An 18195-nucleotide genomic window follows, 5' to 3' on the forward strand; every position below is an offset into this window, starting at 1 on the left:
ATAAAAAAGATGCTTTCAACAAAAACATCAGGAAAAGTAAAACCGGGAAAAAAGGTTTCTCAGGTGAGAAATCTCCAGGAAGAAAAACCTAATCCGTTTCCCGGTCTCAGGCCATTTAGGTATGAGGAAAGTCATTTGTTTTTTGGAAGAGAGGGACAAATAGACGAAGTGCTTAAAAAACTTGTAGATCATAGATTTGTAGGGGTTATAGGTACTTCCGGTATAGGAAAGTCTTCTTTTATGTATTGCGGTCTATTACCCGTAATTTATGGAGATTATAGAACCGAAGATTCATCACAATGGGAGGTATCTATCTGCAGACCTGGAATTGCACCTATCAAAAACCTTTCTGATGCTCTTATAGATATCGACATTAAAAACGAAGCGGATCCAGAGAAAAGAGAAATCATGTCGAACATGAATTTCTTAACTCTCAAAGGTAGTTCGTATGGTTTGGTTGAACTTGTAAAATCTAAAATAAGAAAAGAAAAAAAGAACCATCTTATTTTTATTGACCAGTTTGAAGAACTTTTCAGATTTAAAAGTACCGATGATCATGCAGTGGACGAGGCCTCGGCATTTATAAAAATTATTACAGAGGCTGTCAGTCAGCGGGAAATTCCAATCTATGTTGTAATTACAATGAGATCGGATTTTGTTGGTGACTGTTCTCAATTTCCCAAATTGACAAGGCTGATTAATGACAGTCAGTTTCTAATCCCTCAAATGACGAGAGAGGAAAAGAAGCAGGCTATTTTGGGACCTGTTTCTGTGATGGGGGGCAAGATCGATGATCGTCTCGTTCAACAACTATTAAATGATGTGGGGGACAATGCAGATGCTCTGCCAATTATGCAGCACGCATTGATGAGAACATGGGATTATTGGCAAAGAAATGGAGATTCTGATTTCATGGAAATTGCCCATTATGAGGCAGTTGGAGGTATGCAAAAAGCTCTGTCAGTCCATGCAAATGAGGCTTTCAATGAACTTAATGAAAATCAGAAAAAGATATGTGAAAAGATTTTCAAGTCTATAACTGAAAAAGGGGATGAAGGAAGAGGAGTGAGAAGACCTGCTAAACTTTCGGATATAGCAGTAATAGCAAATGCTCCTGTTGCAGAAGTGGTAGAGGTTGTAGACCATTTTAGGAAAACGGGAAATACATTGTTGATGCCTCCTTCAAATGTGAAACTGGAGGAAAATAGTGTTATTGATATTTCTCATGAAAGTCTCATGAGAATATGGGTAATGCTTACCAAGTGGGTTGAGGAAGAAGCGGAATCAGTGAAAATGTATCTACGATTAGCTGAAGCAGCTGAGATGCATCAGCAAGGGAAATCGGGACTCTGGAGGCCGCCAGATTTACAAATAGCACTTAACTGGCAAGCAGAACAAAATCCATCTAAGATTTGGGGACTTCGTTACCACAAAGCATATGAAAGAACGATGCTTTTTCTTGATTTCAGTAAAAAGGAATTCGAGAGAGAGCAGATAATGAAAGAGAAAATGCAGCGAAGAAGGTTGATCGCTGCAAGGATAACTGCCCTTATTCTTGGCTTAGGTGCTATTGTTGCCTTCTTGTTCTTCATATATGGAGAGCAACAAAGAAGAGAAGCAGAGAAACAAAAAGCTGAAGCAAGAAGACAGTCTAAAGTCGCAGAAGAGCAAGCCAAAATTGCACAAAAGGAAAGTGAAAAAGCCAGGGCAAGTGAAAGAGAGGCTTTGGAGCAGAAGAAAATAGCTTTAAGTGAAACCGAAAAGGCTTTGAAGAATGCACAGTTAGCTAAAGAACAGAAACTACTTGCAGAACTGGCAACCAAAAATGCACTTATCGAAAAGGCTAAGGCAGAAAAAGCACATCAGATAGCTTTAACAGAGGAAAGAAAAGCATTTAACTTAAGAATGCTTTCAATTGCAAAATCAATGGCAATAAAATCTGTAAGCCTTGTGGATAAAGAGCAAAAGGGAATTGTAGCACAACAAGCTTTTTTGTTTAATAAAGAACATGGAGGAAAAGATAATGATCCGGATATCTTTGATGCAATGTACAATGCTATAAAATCTCTTGGAGATTCTACATTTAAGCCCTTAAAAGGACACACTCAGAACGTTCGTGCTCTTTCTACAACTATAACAGGAAAGATGATTTATTCAGCAGGAAGTGATGGGAAAATAAATCGCTGGGATCCTAAAAAAGAAGATGGCTCCAGACAGTTAATCAGTGAATCTCCAACTCATATACATAAATCAATTGCATTGAGTCCGGATAATAAATTTCTGGTTGCTGGTGGTGATTATGCCTACTTACAGCTGTTTGACTTATCTCAGATAGGTTCTAAACCTAAAATTTTTAAGTCAAAAACAACTGAGACCTGGTTCCTCGGATTTACTAAAGATTCTAAAAGTATAATTTCCGCAGGTAATGATAAAAAGATATACCAATGGAATGTTGAATCGGCCACTTCTCAGGAAGTTATCATCAGCGATTCTAAAATTAATGCTATTGCAACCAATCCAACATCTAATATTGTTGCAGCAGCTAAAGGAAATGGTGATATTATTCTAATCGATTTGGATAAGAAAAATCAGGAATCACTGCTGTTCCATGATAATGTACCAGTAGTGTCTATTGTATTCAGTAAAAATGGTCTGTTGCTTGCCGCTGGAGATGAAAAAGGAATTGTAAGGATTTGGAATATGCAAACCAAAACTATTCTTGCGACACTTTCAGGACACACAGCAAGGATCAATAATATCAGATTTAGCAACGATGGGGAGAAGTTAGCAACAGGTAGTTTTGACAAAACTGTCCGGATCTGGAATATGCTGAATATTTATGATGCTCCTATCGTCCTCAAAGATCATGATGACTGGGTTTGGTCAATTGAATTTAGTCCTGATGGTAATAAACTTCTTGCAGGCTGTAAGGATAATAAAATAAAAGTTTGGCCTACAAAAATTGAATTGATGAAAGACATTGTTTGTGACAAAGTGAGTAGAAATATGAATAATAAGGAGTGGGAGCAATTTGTAGGAGATGATATCGAATATGAAAAAACTTGTTTAGATAAACCGAAAGGAAACGGAAAATGAATTTATTAGCATCCAAATTTTTATTAACTACTTTTTTAGTTTTCATATCCGCAATGATATGTCAGGTTTCTGCCCAGACCAGTGATTGTGGGCAGGTGCTTTCAAAAGCCCAGGATTTGTATAAAGAAGGTAGAATTTCTGAAATCGCCGAATTGCTGGATCCATGCTTAAATGAAGGTTTTACAAAACAGGAGAAAGTAGAAGCATATAGACTTTTAACATTGTCCAACCTTTATTTTAATGAGAGAGAAAAAGCTGAAAAATCCATGACACTTTTATTGAAAAGTGGACCTGAGTATAAATTGAGACCTACAGACCCTAATGAGTTTGTTCAACTTTATAATAGTTTCAGAACTACTCCATATTTATTGATTGGAGGAAAGTTTGGAGTAAATATTTCCGATATTGATATCAAAAAGAATTTTAGCTATGAAAATTCTCAGGTAAATATTGGGGATTATAATTCAAAAGCAGGTATCCAAGGCGGAGTATTTGTCCAGATTCCTATATACAAAAGGGTTTCATTATTAACAGAAGTACTGTACACCCAAAAGAGATTTGTTTTTAAAGAAAAACTTTTTAACTATTCAACAATAGAATTACCGGAAACACAAAAGTATTTAGAAGTTCCAGTACTTGTTAATTTCAATTTTGGGAGAGAAAAATGGGTGCCTTATGTAAATGCTGGTGTTTCAATTTCATATTTGACAAAATCAAAAATGTCACCCTTACGGAAAGATTCTTTATATGTAGGAGGCGGACGTGAAGTTAAAGAAGGGGAAATAGATGTTACAGACTTAAGGCAAAGATTGAACTATAACCTCATTTTAGGTGCAGGTATTAAAGTTAAGAATATTATTGGCAGAGGTTATATTTTTCTTGATGTCAGATATTGTCGTGGGTTGAATAAACTCAACGATCCGGATAAAAGGTATTCTAATAATGACCTTATGTATAAGTATTTTTATACTGACAGCGATTTTAAAGTAAATTCTTTTCAGTATTCATTAGGCTATTCATATCCTTTGTATAAACCAAAGTTAAAGAGAAAGACAAAGGAAAAGTATGAATGAATTTAAGATTTAGAAAAGGGTAAAATAAAAAAGGAGGATTTATTAATTCCTCCTTTTTATTTTAATGCTTTATCTAGAATTTTTATTCTTCCCTCTTTTCCTCCTTTTGCATTTTTTAGATAGAATTTAGCATCTTTCGAGATCTTGTTGTAATTTCTATACATTTTTTTAGCATTAGGTTTAAACTTATAGTAGCAAGCAAATGTCAGACCATCGACATTTCTAGGCTTCCTCTTTTGTCTGATCAGCTTGCTTTCAACCATGAGACAAATCATGTCTGTATAGGACTGATCTTTCTCCTCCATTTCATCTTTACCTTTAACCTTTCTTATAGAGTAGAAATCTGTACTGTCAAGTATCAGAAACGTCCATTCTTTTCCTTTTCTTATTCCGAAAAGGTCGTATTTATTGCCTCGTGGTGTTTTGCCAGTCATGCTAGGTTGTAATGTTTTTAATGCATTAATGTGCTCCTCACGTAATAGACGTGAAGAATCCAGCGGATTTTCCTGTTCCAAAGAGACCTCATATTTATTACCTCCAGCCATAGCAAAAGAGAATAAAGGAAGGGAAAATATACAAGTCAAAAAGTATTTTTTCATAGAAGATTCTAAAGTTACAATATTAAAAAAAATATTTTTTCTTTCTAAGTAAGTTTCATTAGAAAAAGCTCGCTTTTTTTAGAAAAAAAAATATCTTTGTATCTGCTTACAAGAAGTATTTAAACTTTGTATAATGGCCAGCAATCTCCATTTTTAAGAATGCATAAAGTAAGTTTTAATTTTAGAATCATAGTTTTATAAGCAATTATGCTCAATAAAAGTTTAATTTTTTGGTTTGTTTGTTCAGTCCTTTTATTACAGCAGGTAGATTCTTTTGGTCAAAAAGTTTTGAGGGATCTCATAGATAACACTGTTGACAAAAAACAAGGTGAAGTAGCTGAAGAGAAAAAGAAAGAAGAGACAGTTAAGATTCTCAAAGATTCTTTACAAAAACTTATTGCCAAAAGAGACTCTCTCAAGCAGGATGATCCTAAGATTCTGGATGTAGCTGTTCAGTTCGATACTACTGAATTTAAGAAAAGAAACTTTTCTGTTAAATCAAGAAAGCCTAATTTTAACTTGACGAGTGAGGAAGGCTGGCAAAAAGAATTCTTGATTACTAATAATAAAGTATATAAGAAAAACCACCAGTTAGACTCAACTAAACATGTGTTTGGCTGGCATCCATATTGGATGGGAAATGCATACAAAAGTTATAACTTTTCTTTGTTATCAGTAATTGCTTATTTCAGCTATGAACTGGACCCAAATACTGGATCTTATTTTAATATTCATGAATGGAAAACAACATCTTTGATTGACTCTGCCCATGCCCATGGTTGTAAGGTTGTATTAAGTGTAACGAACTTTGGAACTGGAAATAACGGTAAGTTTTTATCTAATATAAGTGCACAGAAAACATTTATTAATACACTTATTACCTTATTAAGAGAGAAGAATGCAGATGGTGTCAATATAGACTTTGAAGCGATTTCTTCATCTAATAGGGCAGATCTGACTAACTTTATCATAGATTTATCCTCAAGTTTAAGAGCTTCCAAAAAGGATTATCTTATAACAATTGCTTTACCGGCGGTTGACTTTGATAATGTTTATGAAATGCAACAGCTGTCAAAGTATGTTGATTTATTTGTAATCATGGGTTATGAGTTTTATGGAGCTAATAGCAAGGTGGCAGGCCCCGTAGCGCCCATTCAAAGTGGTAATGTTTGGTGGCCTTATAACCTGGAAAGGGCAGTTGATGAATATTTGGTAGCTGGAGTTCCACCTGGTAAATTGCTTCTGGGTTTACCATATTATGGGGCAGAATGGCAGACTAAAGATCTCAAGTTTCCTAGTAAAGTAGAGGCTTTTGTTGGATACTCCATGTATAGAAGTATTAAAAATACACATGGCGAACTTTTATGCTGCGACGATGAGGTTAGTGGCAGTAAATTTCATGTTTACAGAGATGATCAGAATCGGTATAGACAAATCTGGTTCGAGGATAAAGTCTCTTTGGGTAAAAAGTATGATTGGATAAAAGAGAAAAAAATTGGAGGTATAGGTATTTGGGCTCTTGGTTATGATAATGGTCATACTGAATTATGGGAGTTGCTTGCAGATAAATTTTCATTAAAAGAAGATTCTGTTGTTAAACCCAAAGTATTGAAAGCCTCTGTAAAGAAACCATCATTCTCATGGCAGATGATGTTATCTTATGCAATGAGAATACTTCAAAATCCAAGGGTACTTGTCACGAACCCAAGACCCTTATTTATCGTATTCGGTTCATTAATGGGAATCAGTATTGCTGGATTCCTAGTACTATTCAGGTATGGTTATCGTTTTAAGCGATACTGGAAAATTATTTTACAAGGTGGGATTTCATTAGTATTACTTATACTGCTCGGTCTTATATTTTTTACATTAAGATATGCAGGGTTACGTGAGGTCGCATTTTTGCTAGGTGGATTTATAATTGCAGGAATTTTATTTCTTATTTTTAGTAGACAGTTTTTGGTTGAAAGAGATTTGCCTTAAAACTATTATTTTTATAAATGATATATTCGGTACTAAATATAATTGGAGAAAGACTCAATTTTTACCTAAAGAATAGATTTGCTTTAGGTGAGGATAAGGTTATTTTATCTAATATAGTGAATCAGGATGGAAGCCTTGCTATTACTGAATCAGATAAAGTTGTAATCACTTTAGTCAATATTCAGGAGGAAACAGTATCAAGCAGACTAAATTCCAGTGTTAATATGGCCCGACCTATTAACCTAAATATTTATGTCATGTGTTCTGCTTACTTTACAGATAAAAACTATCCAGAAGCTTTAAAATTTTTATCAGCTACTTTAAGTTTTTTTCAGTCCAATTGTGTGTTTACCCATAGCAATACTCCTGATTTAAATAGGAATATTGAAAAGCTGACTTTTGAAATAGTGAATCAGGATTTACAAAATCAAAGTCATTTGTGGGGAACTTTGGGAGGAAAATATCTACCTTCAATTTTATATAAAGTCCGAATGGTGACTATTCAGGAAGGTAATTTTGAAGATGACTATACAAGAGTTACAGGTTTTAGCAGTATAATATAAAATATAAAATATAAAAGGCTGAACAATGCTTGATATAAGTTTTAATTATAAAACACTTTTTAAATTAGCAGTTGGGCATAATTTTTATGCTGATAAGCCAGGTGAGGATTTGAAGATTGTTTTAGCATCTGAAAGTACAGGTCTGCTACGTAAGCTTGACCTTATTACCAAAGAAGATGCTGGTGAGTGTTTTTTTCTTTATGCTCCAGAAAAAGTAGAGGGCTTATTAAATCTGATTGAGAGAAAAGAACTAAAATTAACTTACTTATTATATACTAAGAATCAATATTTTTCTAACTTTACTGATGTTTCATTAGAAAATAACTCGAAAATTTTTTACTTTTCCAACAATCGGGTAACCAAAGAAAATGAAGCTCTTTTATTGCATCAGGGACAATATGCAGGAGACAAAGAGAGATATACCTTAAAAAAGGAAGTTATTCTTCTTGGTGGAGATAAAGGAAGTAAATTTGAATTTAAAAATGATTTTAATCAGATTGTCTTATCTAAAGAAGTTGCTCCGGGCGGGAGTATAGCCATTAGTAATGCACAATTGCCATTAGGTCTTTATTTCCTATATGAAAATGGAGCTTTAAAGGATTCGTTTGTTTTATATACTAATGCTCCAATTTTAAAACCTGTTGGAATTATTGATATTTCATTGACAGGAAGTGTTAAGGATGAACTCATAGATGGGATAAAGAGCTTTGATATTCCATTTTTTAGTTATAAAATAGTATTTAACTCCAGGGCTACGTACTGGAAGTATTTACTAATAAGTAAGTACAATACTGGATTAAAGAATACAATCATAGATAGCGGTTCAGGTGATTTAAAATTTTCCGGTCCTCAGGAGGTAAAGCTGAATAACGGAGCTAATGCGATAATGTTTGTCTCGGATCAACCTTTGCCATTAAAGCAAATGTATGATTACAGGTTTCAATTGAAGAACGTAAAGAATGGAAGTTCAGGAGGGAAGGTAATAATGGATAAATTACCATTTGCTTCATTTGAAATGGTTAAACCTGAATCACGGGATGAAAAATCCAAAATTTTTTCTGAAATAATTATTCACATATAATTTTTACAATTAATAACTATGGCGCAAACTTTAGCAACCCCCGGCGTTTATATTGAAGAGAAAAATGCCTTTCCTAATTCTGTTGCTGGTATTCCTACTGCCATTCCGGCATTCATTGGATATACCGAAAAAGCAATAAGAGAGGGAGAGTCTTTAATCAACCAGCCGGTAAGAATCACATCTCTTGCGGAATACCACAGCATTTTTGGTGCAGGAGTAAAAACCACATTTAGTATTCAGCAAAGTCAGGGATCATCATTTGATTTCCAGGTAGACGGTGCATCTTACAAGCTGGTTCAGGACAGCGAATCAAGATTTCTTTTCTATGATTCTCTGAGATTGTTCTTTGCAAACGGAGGTGGAACTTGCTACATCGTTTCTGTTGGTACTTATTATAAATCAGATTCTAGCCAGTCAGATGATGACTACTACGGTTCTAGCTCAAGCTCAGGTCCAAAGCTAAATTCAGTTTCTAAAAAAGCTTTAGAAGATGGTCTTATAGCTTTGATCAGTGAAGAAGAGCCAACAATGGTAGTAATTCCTGAAGCAGTTGAACTAGAAGAAGGTGACTGCTTTGCACTTCAGCAAGCAATGATTTCTCATTGTGGTTACAAAATGAAGAACAGATTTGCCATCCTTGATGTATTTAAAGGTACAGCGGCAAGAACTTATGACAGAAATGACGTAATTACAAGATTCAGAGAAGGTGTTGGTAGCAACTTCCTTGCTTACGGATCTGCTTATTACCCCTTCTTGAATACTTCAATTGTACAGAATGAAGAAGTAAGTTATAAAAACATTTCAAATCTTGATGTTTTAGAGAGCCTACTTACTAAAGAGGTTGATCGTTCTACTGATGATAAAAAGAAATCAGACGAAATAAAAACTGAGATCAAAAAAATCTCTAACCCAGATGCTGATGTTGAAGGCGTTAATCAAACTTTAAAAGTTGTTAGCCCTGTATTTAAATCAATTTTAACAAAAGTAAGAAACCTTTTGAACGTACTTCCTCCAAGTCCTGCAATGGCTGGTATATATACTGCTATTGACAATTCTAGAGGTGTATGGAAAGCTCCTGCTAATACTAGTATTGCTTCTGTTATTTCTCCTGTTGTAAAACTTACTCATGATGATCAGGAAGACCTGAACCTTACTGTAACAGGTAAATCAGTAAATGCTATCAGATCATTCATCGGTCAGGGTACAATAGTTTGGGGTGCAAGAACTCTTGACGGGAATAGTCAGGATTGGAGATATATAAACGTAAGAAGAACGTTGATATTTATAGAGCAGTCTATTAAATATGCAGCTAAAGCTTATGTATATGAGCCAAACACTTCTAATACTTGGGTATTGGTTAAAAGTATGATCTCTTCATTCCTGAATGATCTTTGGAAACTTGGAGGTTTGGTTGGTGCATCTCCTGAGCAGGCTTATCAGGTTGAGATTGGTCTTGGCGCAACAATGACTCCAAACGATATACTTGATGGTGTTATGAGAATTTCTGTGAAAGTAGCAATCTCAAGACCTGCCGAATTTATCGTGATCACATTCCAGCAAAAAATGCAGGAATCATAATTGATTAATTTAAATTTTTACTTAAACTGATAATTATTAAAAAATATAAATATGGCAGATACACAATGGCCCATTCCTAAGTTCCACTTTTCAGTAGAAATAGGAGGAACTCAAGTTGGATTCCAGGAGGTTTCTGGATTAAGCATGGAAACTCAATTTATTGAGTACCGAGCAGGAAATGATTCAACATTTTTAACTCAGAAAATACCAGGACTTAAAAAGAACGGAAACATCACCTTGAAAAAAGGTATGTTCCAAGGAGACGAGACTTTCTGGCATTGGTGGAATGATGTTCAGGTAAATAAAGAAAGAAGAGAAACTGTAATCATAAACTTGCTAGATGAAGAAGGTAATCCTCTTTTTACATGGACTATCAACAATGCATTCCCAGTTAAGTTCTCTGCGCCTGATCTTAAATCAGATGCAAACGAGGTTGCAATAGAAACTCTTGAGCTTGCTCACGAAGGTATAGTGCAGACTCTTGCTTAATTAAAATAATTTTTACGGAAGTATATAATGGCAACTGGAACTTCAACTTCCAAGAAAAAACCTTCTGCCGGTGGAGCGTCTAAGTACTATCCACCTGTTGGGTTTCACTTCAGGGTTAGAATTGTTAATACCAATGACAGCTCTGGTTTAGACTCAAATTTTCAGGAGGTGTCTGGTATTTCTGCTGAGATACCGACTGAAGATTTTTATGAAGGTGGAGTAAATTCATTTACTTATAAGCTTCCTAAAACAATGAAATATTCACCTTTACAGCTAAAGAGAGGCTTAGTGTCCTCTCTTTCAGCTTTAGGTGAATGGTGTAAAACAACATTGATTAATGGCTTTGACCAGCCTATAGTTACCAAGGATGTTGTGGTAAGTTTGTTGGATGAAGAAAATGAGCCGCTCATGTCTTGGAAATTTATAGATGCTTATCCCACTAAGTGGAGTGTATCAAATTTTAATGCCCAGAATAATGATATTGTTATTGAAAGCCTGGAATTAACCTATAAGCGATTTGAGCAGGTAAAGGTTTAAATTATGGCAATAGAAATTAAAGAATTAATTATTAAAATGACTGTTTCTTCTTCAAATGGGGAGAAGAAAGCCGTACAGATGGAGGTGCCTTCTTCAGTTAAGAACAGAATTGTGAAGGAATGTGTGGAAAAAGTTATGCAAAAATTACAATCAAAGATAGATAGATAGTATGGCTGCAAATTCAAGTGGATTGACTAAGATGGAGATAATCGGCTATAAAAAGTCGACCTTTGAAGATGAGCATGCCAGATTTAAGGTGCAGTTTAACCCAACTACTTTCAAACAGGAATATGCTGTTGAATTCGTAGAAGATGCGCCTCCTGGTTCTACTGACAGTCCGCAGAAGCTGAAAAAAGCTCCTTCAAAAAAGTTGAATATTACTCTTACTCTTGATGCTACAGGAGTAACAGGACAAGCCGGAACAAATGGAAGTAAAACAGTAGATATAATTGAAGAAATTAAAGCCTTTAAAAAAGCGACATATGATTTTATTGGCTCAACACACGATATACCATTTGTAAAGATCATTTGGGGGGTGAATACATTCCAGGGAAGATTGAGAAATTTGACCGTTACCCACAATATGTTTAAGTCAAATGGTGACCCGCTTAGAAGTACTTTAGAAGCTTCATTTGAAAGTTCAAAAGAAGCCTCGAAACAAGCTAAGGAGCATGATCTACAATCTCCTGATTTAACACATTTAAGAACAGTAAAATTTGGAGATACATTACCGTTAATGTGTAATGAAATTTATAATGATTGTTCTCTCTACTTAAAAGTAGCTAAGTTTAACAACCTGGTAGATTTTCGTAATCTGGAACCAGGTACAGAGATTATTTTTCCTCCAATAGTATGAGTACATCCCTGATTGCAAATGATACCAGTTTAGTAACCTATGACATTCTTACTGATGGTGCTCTTATTCCTGGTGAACATCAGATTGTCTCAATTAATGTTTCAAGGGCAGTAAATAGAATTGGTACAGCAACTGTAACTATTGTTGATGGAGGATTTTCCGGATTAGCTGAAGATTTTCCCTCTTCTAATTCAGGATTATTTGATCCTGGAAAGAAAATAACAATCAAGGCAGGTTATCATGCCAAAAACGAAATAATTTTTGAAGGCATTATCGTAAAACAGGGATTAAGTCTGTCACATGACAGTCGTAAGTTGATTATTGATTGTAAAGAGGAAGCTTATAAAATGGCTCTTGCTAGAAACAATGCTATATTCCTTGATAAAACAGATAGTCAGGTTATTTCAGATCTAATAGGTAAAAGCGGTCTTCAGGCAACTGTAACTTCTACAGAAGCCACACATCCGGAACTTGTTCAATATTTTTGCTCTGATTGGGATTATATGCTGATGAGAGCCGATTTTAATGGGCATATTGTTGTTACAGAGGGGAGCAAAATTAAAGTCGGTAAACCTGATGTTTCGTCCGCTCCGGTTGTTGAAGTAGTGAATGGACAGACTTTAATGGAAATAGATGTCGAAATAGATGCAAGAAATCAATTTCCTAAAGTAACAAGCACTGCATGGGATGTAGCTACTCAAAAGATTCTGGATGCGAATTCAGGTAGTGTAACAGTACCGGCCGTTGGTATTACTCCTGATAAATTAAGCAGTGTACATGGAATAGCAGAATATCACCTTCAAACGCCCGCAAATCTACCCAATAACGTACTGCAGGCATGGGCAACCGGTAAATTGACAAGATCGAAGCTGTCTATGTTGCAAGGTCATGCTAAATTTATAGGTAGCGCCTTGGTCAAGCCGGATGTTGTTTTAACATTGAAAGGTCTTAGTGATCATTTTAATGGCGATGTTTATGTAAGTGCAGTGAACCATGTTCTTGAAGACGGAGAGTGGCTCACACAGGCTAGTTTTGGAATTTCATTCAAATCTTATTCCGAATCTAACAACGATATCGTAGCGCCCTCAGTTAGTGGAATAACCGCTGGGATCAAAGGACTTCAAACTGCGATAGTAAAGAAAATAGATGCTGATCCTGCTGGTCAGCACAGAATACAAATCAGTTATCCGACATTGAAACAGGATAACATGGGTATTTGGGCCAGACTTTCCACTTTTTATGCGACAAATGGATCAGGAACATTTTTTATTCCTGAAATTAATGATGAAGTTGTTATCGGTTTTCTAAATGAAGATCCAGAACAGCCTATAATTCTTGGTTCTGTATACAGCGCTAAGAATGTTCCAGCCTTCACTTCTGAAGAAAAAAATAATACAAAATCTTTTGTTACCAGAAGTAAAATGAAATTGACTTTTGATGAAGAAAAGAAAATTATTACCATTATTACTCCCGGGAACAATAGCATTGTGTTGGACGATGATAAAGGAGCCATAACAGCAACAGACAAGAATAACAATAAAATGGAGATGACTGATGCTGGAATAACCTTTGATTGTGTGAAGGATTTTACTATTAAAGCCCAAGGGAAAGTTATTATTGAAGCACAGCAAGATATTCAGGCTAAAGCTACCGGAAATCTTAAGGGAGAAGGAATGGCTGTAGAACTAAAAGGGAGTACTAAATTTGCCGCAGAAGCAGCGATGGCTGAGGTTAAGGGATCCGGTCAGACAGTCATAAAAGGCGGAGTGGTAATGATTAATTAATTTTGAAGTTTTAATTTAATACAAATAGAATGCCATTAGCTGCCAGAGCAGGAGATATGCATACTTGTCCCATGATGACGCCAGGTACTCCTCCTATACCACATGTAGGAGGTCCGATAATGCCACCTGGGTGTATGACTGTTTTAATTGGTGGAATGCCGGCTGCCAGATTAGGAGACATGTGCACTTGTGTTGGGCCCCCTGATAGTATCGTAAAGGGGTCTGCTACTGTCTTAATTGGAGGTATGCCAGCAGCAAGAATGGGTGATACCACAGCACATGGCGGGTCTATAGTTTTAGGTTGTCCTACTGTAATGATTGGAGGTTAATATGAAGCATAAAAAAACATTTTTAGGTGTCGGATGGAAGTTTCCTCCTACGTTTGACAAAACCTCTGGAAGTGTAATGTTGGTGTCAGAAGAAGAGGATATCAGAGAAAGTCTTTTTATTCTACTTTCCACCAAACCAGGCGAAAGAACAATGTTGCCAGAATATGGGTGTGATTTGAATAAGATGATTTTCGAATCTATTGATAGCTCCCTGATTACTGAAATGAAAGGAATGATTGAAAACGCCATTCTTTATTTTGAGCCGAGAATTATACTTAATGAAATTGATATCAGTCAGGATAAAACAAATGATGGATTATTGTTGATTGATGTACAGTATACCATTAGAAAAACAAATAAGAGAAGTAACATGGTATATCCATATTATATTCTTGAAGGAAATGAAGCCCGCTTCAGGGCAGTGAATACTTTTTGATCTGACCAAACCAAAGCATGGAAGGTAATAAATTTATAAGACTTACAAGTGCCGGTACATCACAGGAAAGCAGGGCGTTTCCTGCGTTGGATTTTAATTATGTGAAGATTGATGAGCGCTCGTTTGAAGATCTGTTGGTGTTTTCTTCAGGTTTTTCAAGGCTTATTAATTTTTATAATTTAAAAAATAAGGTAGAAGGTGATTGGTCCGAATTTTTGACGGACGAAACAGTGATTCTGGCTACCATTATAGATTCTAATCCATCTGGAATAGAAATTAACTTTAAGAATAATCTTAATAAAGCAATCCTTTTTAAAAGACCTGAGAAGAAGTTCTTTTACTTTAAAAAATGCTTTAAAGAGGTCTTTGATCTCGCGCTTCGATTCCAAATCTGGTTAGGCAGGCTTAAAGCAGTTGAGGCTTTTTCTGGTGAGGAATTGAAAATCAGAAATGAAATTTCAAGTGCTATTTCAAGTAAGTTGAACTTGTCTTTAAAAATTCTAGTTGAACAACAGCGTAATCTTAATAGCTTTTTAAGTCAAGATGAAACTATGGTTTTTAATTACCATAGATTTGATGATTTATGGGGCATCAAAGATTCATTACAGGATGATGGCCTGAAAAAGGATATAAGTTCATTTAAAGAAAATAGTTTAGTAATTTCAGAACAACTTCAATTAAGCTTCCAGGCATTTTATGAAACTCTGTTATATCTTAAGATAAAGGCGCCAGATTATCTGCAGGAATCACTCAGAACAGATACTCATTATCCGGAGGTTTCTTTATTCCTGGCATTCTTAAAACTATTTCAACATGCTCAAGGTGAAATCAATAATATTTCAAAACGGCATCTTGATTTTTATTATAATGTGGGTCTTCAGCAATCACCTAAAAATGCGATAAAAGATAAAGTTTACCTTTCCTTTAAAACATATGATACATCTGTCGTAGCACATGTTAAAAAAGGTACTGCATTCATTGGTAAAGAAGATGATAATGGCAAGGAAGTTTTATATACAGCAGATTATCCATTGCTGGTAAATAAGGCCAAAATAGAGCGTCTACGTTCAATTTTTATAGAGAAAAAAGCTTTGAATATAAGAGGGGTAGAGAAAGTATTATTCAAAAATATTCTTGCTGCAGACTCTGACATAAAAGCTTTAACTAGAAAAGCTGAAGATAATTTTCCCCGCAAATCATTTGCAACATTTGGTGAAAGCCAGGATGGAAAAGGAGAGCTGGAGAAAACAATGGGAAATGCTAACATAGGTTTTGTCATTGCATCTCCTGTATTGTTTTTGAAAGAAGGGTATAGAGAAATTTCATTAAAGCTTCAGTTTCTTCCAGAAAAGTTTCAGGGATTGATTCAGAAGCTTGAAGACATTGCTCATGTTGAAAGAAGTACGGAAAGTGAAATTTTCATCAAAAGCTTTTTAGAAGCATTTCAGTTGGACATCACTGCTCCGGATGGTTGGTTCAGAGTCAGGAAATACGTGATTTCAAGAGAGGTTGATTCTTCTTCATTAGTCATAAGGTTTGATCTTGATGAATCAGATCCTGCTATTGTTAAGTATAATTCAACTGTTCATAAGGGAATATTTTCATCTAAAGCTCCTCTGATAAAAATTGGCTTAAACAGTGAAACCTATATTTATCCCTATTCGCTTCTTAAAGATCTTATACTTGAAGAAGTTGATATTAAAGTAAATGTAACGGGTGTAAAGGATCTTGTTTTATATAACAATATGGGGCAGCTAAGTCCTGATAATCCTTTTTACCCATTTGGGCCAATGCCAAACGTTGGTTCTTATCTGGTTGTAGGGAATAATGAGATTTTCAGGAAGAGCCTTGACTCTTTGAATGTCAATATCGAGTGGTTTGATCTTCCTAGAAATAAAAGTGGATTTTTTGGACACTATGAAGATTACGGGATAAATATTGATAATACTTCTTTTGAAGCCAAAATTTCAATTCTGGAAAATGGAAGGTGGAGACCATCAGCTAAAGAACAACAGTCCTTTAAACTATTCAGATCTGAAGGTGATCCCATAGGGGAAATAATTAACGCAAAATCAGAACTGGATGAACAAACATTAATTCATTCTGTAGAAATAAACAGAATCAAACAATCTCCTGATTTTGCCGGAATAGAGTTAAATTCTCTTTACACCAGCACTTCACAGAGGGGATTTTTGAAAATTGAACTATCATCGCCGGAAACTGCGTTTGCTCATACAATTTATCCTGCTGTCCTTTCAGAAACAGCAATTAAAAATTCAAGATCAAGTCTGGTGCAGCTGGTAGAGAAGAAAATGGATAAGATGCCTAATCCTCCATATTCTCCTCAGATTAAATCTTTATCGCTTGATTATAGCTCTGCTTCTGTCATTTCTCTAAAAGATAGATCTAACAGGTCAGATGGAAATGATTTAAGAGGTGCAATTTACCATATTCATCCTTTTGGTGAGGAGTTGGTATATCCTGATAATTCTTCTCAAGTGACTTATCTTTTGCCAGAGTATGCTCATGATGGATCATTATTAATCGGATTCTCCAATATCAATCCACCTCAATCAGTTTCAATGCTGTTTGAGATGTTTGATGAATTTACCATTTCTTCGGAGGAGGATCCTCCGGTTATAGAATGGAGCTATCTTGCAAACAACAAGTGGCATTTACTGAAGCCTTCAAAAATACTGAGAGATGATACAAGCAGTTTTATCAAAACTGGTATTATTCAAATCGATTTACCTTATGAAATAAACAGGAATAACACTATTCTTGATTCTAATTTATTTTGGGTAAGGGCAAGTGCTCTTAATAATATTGAAGTAGCTTCAAAAACTATAAGTGTATATACTCAGGCTATTTCTGCTACACTTTCAGATTCTTATGATTTAGATGGCAATCATCTTAAAAAGCCATTGCCTGCATTCACAGTAAAAAGATCTGTGGAAAATATTGAAGGTGTGGAGTCGATCATTCAACCATTAGAGTCATATAATGGTTTGCCAAAAGAAGGTAATAAAGAGTTTTATACAAGAGTAGGAGAGCGCTTGAGACATAAATCCAGAGCCATCATGGCTTGGGATTATGAGAGAATTATTCTTGAGAAATTTCCATCAGTATATAAAGTTGCATGCTTGCCCAATATGACAAGCAGTAATCTTGATGCGCCGGGAAGTGTACTGCTTGTGATTTCTCCATTTAAAAACAGTAATAATCTGGAAGGCAATGAGCCAATGGCTAGTAGTGAGTTGTTATACCAGATAAAAAATTACATAACGCAATTCGTTAGTCCATTTGTGAAATTAGAGATCAGAAATCCTAATTATGAAAGGATAAAAATTATTTGCGGTGTTAAATTTACAGATGGATATAATTATGGCTTTTTCCTTCAAAAGCTGAATGAGGAGTTAAAAAAATACCTTAGCAAAAGCAATGAGGAAGGATATTCAAGATTACATTTAGGTGGAAAAATCAATACCTCAGATATCCTAAGCTTTATGAGAACGCTGCCTTATGTAGACTTTATAACGAAGTTCTCGATGGTTCAGGCAGCACGTGATTTTGCCGGTAATTGGATACTGATTGACACTGCAAGAGATGGAGAAGCCAAATCCTTTTTGCAGGCTACAAAACCATGGTCAGTGCTTGTTCCTGCATTAGAACATCAGATTACAGTACTAAATGACAAATATGAAGAAAGGTCGCTTCAGGCTGGTATTGATTCTCTTGAGCTGGGTCATGATTTCATTATAGAATAAACACATTAAATTATTAAGGAATAC

At 35.3% G+C, this 18195-nt stretch carries 15 protein-coding genes; 14 read left to right on the plus strand and 1 reads right to left on the minus strand.

Annotated elements, in window-relative coordinates; genetic code table 11:
• Positions 1 to 9: 9 nt before the first annotated feature.
• Positions 10 to 3096, plus strand: coding sequence for a High-affnity carbon uptake protein Hat/HatR (locus tag J7604_RS10195; RefSeq protein WP_293895078.1), 3087 nt, complete (start codon positions 10 to 12; stop codon positions 3094 to 3096).
• Complete coding sequence (locus tag J7604_RS10200) at positions 3093 to 4169, plus strand: porin family protein (RefSeq protein WP_293895081.1); 1077 nt, start codon at positions 3093 to 3095, stop codon at positions 4167 to 4169. The genes J7604_RS10195 and J7604_RS10200 overlap by 4 nt, the downstream gene beginning before the upstream one ends.
• A gap of 56 nt (positions 4170 to 4225) precedes the next feature.
• On the opposite strand, the gene J7604_RS10205 is transcribed toward J7604_RS10200, so the two are convergent.
• Positions 4226 to 4768 (minus strand): hypothetical protein, encoded by a 543-nt coding sequence (locus tag J7604_RS10205; RefSeq protein ID WP_293895084.1) that lies wholly within the window; start codon positions 4766 to 4768, stop codon positions 4226 to 4228.
• 288 nt (positions 4769 to 5056) lie between these two features.
• On the opposite strand from J7604_RS10205, the gene J7604_RS10210 reads away from it, so the two are divergent.
• From J7604_RS10210 to J7604_RS10265, 12 genes are read left to right on the plus strand one after another with little or no spacing between them, the layout of a single operon-like run.
• Positions 5057 to 6751: a glycosyl hydrolase family 18 protein gene (locus J7604_RS10210; RefSeq protein ID WP_293895086.1), complete on the plus strand. Its 1695-nt coding sequence runs from the start codon at positions 5057 to 5059 to the stop codon at positions 6749 to 6751.
• Positions 6752 to 6768: 17 nt separating this feature from the next.
• Positions 6769 to 7314, plus strand: coding sequence for a DUF4255 domain-containing protein (locus J7604_RS10215; RefSeq protein ID WP_293895088.1), 546 nt, complete (start codon positions 6769 to 6771; stop codon positions 7312 to 7314).
• A 25-nt stretch (positions 7315 to 7339) separates the two neighbouring features.
• A complete protein-coding gene (locus J7604_RS10220) occupies positions 7340 to 8395 on the plus strand; it encodes a hypothetical protein (RefSeq protein WP_293895090.1) in 1056 nt (351 codons plus the stop codon).
• An 18-nt stretch (positions 8396 to 8413) separates the two neighbouring features.
• The gene (locus tag J7604_RS10225; RefSeq protein WP_293895092.1) at positions 8414 to 9973 is read left to right on the plus strand and encodes a phage tail sheath C-terminal domain-containing protein; all 1560 of its coding nucleotides are present in this window, start codon (positions 8414 to 8416) and stop codon (positions 9971 to 9973) included.
• Between the two features lie 51 nt (positions 9974 to 10024).
• Complete coding sequence (locus tag J7604_RS10230) at positions 10025 to 10462, plus strand: phage tail protein (RefSeq protein ID WP_293895094.1); 438 nt, start codon at positions 10025 to 10027, stop codon at positions 10460 to 10462.
• A gap of 27 nt (positions 10463 to 10489) precedes the next feature.
• On the plus strand, positions 10490 to 10999 hold the full coding sequence (locus J7604_RS10235; RefSeq protein WP_293895096.1) for a phage tail protein: 510 nt from the start codon (positions 10490 to 10492) through the stop codon (positions 10997 to 10999).
• Between the two features lie 3 nt (positions 11000 to 11002).
• Positions 11003 to 11167: a DUF5908 family protein gene (locus tag J7604_RS10240; RefSeq protein WP_293895098.1), complete on the plus strand. Its 165-nt coding sequence runs from the start codon at positions 11003 to 11005 to the stop codon at positions 11165 to 11167.
• Between the two features lies 1 nt (position 11168).
• Entirely contained in the window at positions 11169 to 11855 is a 687-nt protein-coding gene (locus tag J7604_RS10245) for a hypothetical protein (RefSeq protein ID WP_293895100.1), read from the plus strand.
• Positions 11852 to 13639 carry a type VI secretion system tip protein VgrG gene (gene vgrG / locus J7604_RS10250; protein ID WP_293895102.1) on the plus strand — a complete coding sequence of 596 codons (1788 nt, stop codon included), beginning with the start codon at positions 11852 to 11854 and terminating at the stop codon, positions 13637 to 13639. The genes J7604_RS10245 and vgrG overlap by 4 nt, the downstream gene beginning before the upstream one ends.
• Before the next feature lie 29 nt (positions 13640 to 13668).
• Positions 13669 to 13968: a PAAR domain-containing protein gene (locus J7604_RS10255; protein ID WP_293895104.1), complete on the plus strand. Its 300-nt coding sequence runs from the start codon at positions 13669 to 13671 to the stop codon at positions 13966 to 13968.
• Between the two features lies 1 nt (position 13969).
• Entirely contained in the window at positions 13970 to 14404 is a 435-nt protein-coding gene (locus J7604_RS10260; RefSeq protein WP_028978418.1) for a GPW/gp25 family protein, read from the plus strand.
• Between the two features lie 17 nt (positions 14405 to 14421).
• Positions 14422 to 18171, plus strand: coding sequence for a baseplate J/gp47 family protein (locus J7604_RS10265; protein WP_293895108.1), 3750 nt, complete (start codon positions 14422 to 14424; stop codon positions 18169 to 18171).
• Positions 18172 to 18195 lie beyond the last annotated feature (24 nt).

The sequence above is a fragment of the Sporocytophaga sp. genome (assembly GCF_017745095.1).
In the GTDB taxonomy this organism is placed as follows: domain Bacteria; phylum Bacteroidota; class Bacteroidia; order Cytophagales; family Cytophagaceae; genus Sporocytophaga.

Bases quoted from the DNA above. Each gene is read 5' to 3' on its own strand.
- J7604_RS10230 (WP_293895094.1), top strand. From the start codon at position 10,025: ATGGCAGATACACAATGGCCCATTCCTAAGTTCCACTTTTCAGTAGAA.
- J7604_RS10220 (WP_293895090.1), top strand. From the start codon at position 7,340: ATGCTTGATATAAGTTTTAATTATAAAACACTTTTTAAATTAGCAGTT.
- J7604_RS10225 (WP_293895092.1), top strand. From the start codon at position 8,414: ATGGCGCAAACTTTAGCAACCCCCGGCGTTTATATTGAAGAGAAAAAT.
- J7604_RS10215 (WP_293895088.1), top strand. From the start codon at position 6,769: ATGATATATTCGGTACTAAATATAATTGGAGAAAGACTCAATTTTTAC.
- J7604_RS10260 (WP_028978418.1), top strand. From the start codon at position 13,970: ATGAAGCATAAAAAAACATTTTTAGGTGTCGGATGGAAGTTTCCTCCT.
- J7604_RS10205 (WP_293895084.1), bottom strand. From the start codon at position 4,768: ATGAAAAAATACTTTTTGACTTGTATATTTTCCCTTCCTTTATTCTCT.
- J7604_RS10240 (WP_293895098.1), top strand. From the start codon at position 11,003: ATGGCAATAGAAATTAAAGAATTAATTATTAAAATGACTGTTTCTTCT.
- J7604_RS10245 (WP_293895100.1), top strand. From the start codon at position 11,169: ATGGCTGCAAATTCAAGTGGATTGACTAAGATGGAGATAATCGGCTAT.
- J7604_RS10265 (WP_293895108.1), top strand. From the start codon at position 14,422: ATGGAAGGTAATAAATTTATAAGACTTACAAGTGCCGGTACATCACAG.
- J7604_RS10235 (WP_293895096.1), top strand. From the start codon at position 10,490: ATGGCAACTGGAACTTCAACTTCCAAGAAAAAACCTTCTGCCGGTGGA.
- J7604_RS10200 (WP_293895081.1), top strand. From the start codon at position 3,093: ATGAATTTATTAGCATCCAAATTTTTATTAACTACTTTTTTAGTTTTC.
- J7604_RS10255 (WP_293895104.1), top strand. From the start codon at position 13,669: ATGCCATTAGCTGCCAGAGCAGGAGATATGCATACTTGTCCCATGATG.
- J7604_RS10195 (WP_293895078.1), top strand. From the start codon at position 10: ATGCTTTCAACAAAAACATCAGGAAAAGTAAAACCGGGAAAAAAGGTT.
- vgrG (WP_293895102.1), top strand. From the start codon at position 11,852: ATGAGTACATCCCTGATTGCAAATGATACCAGTTTAGTAACCTATGAC.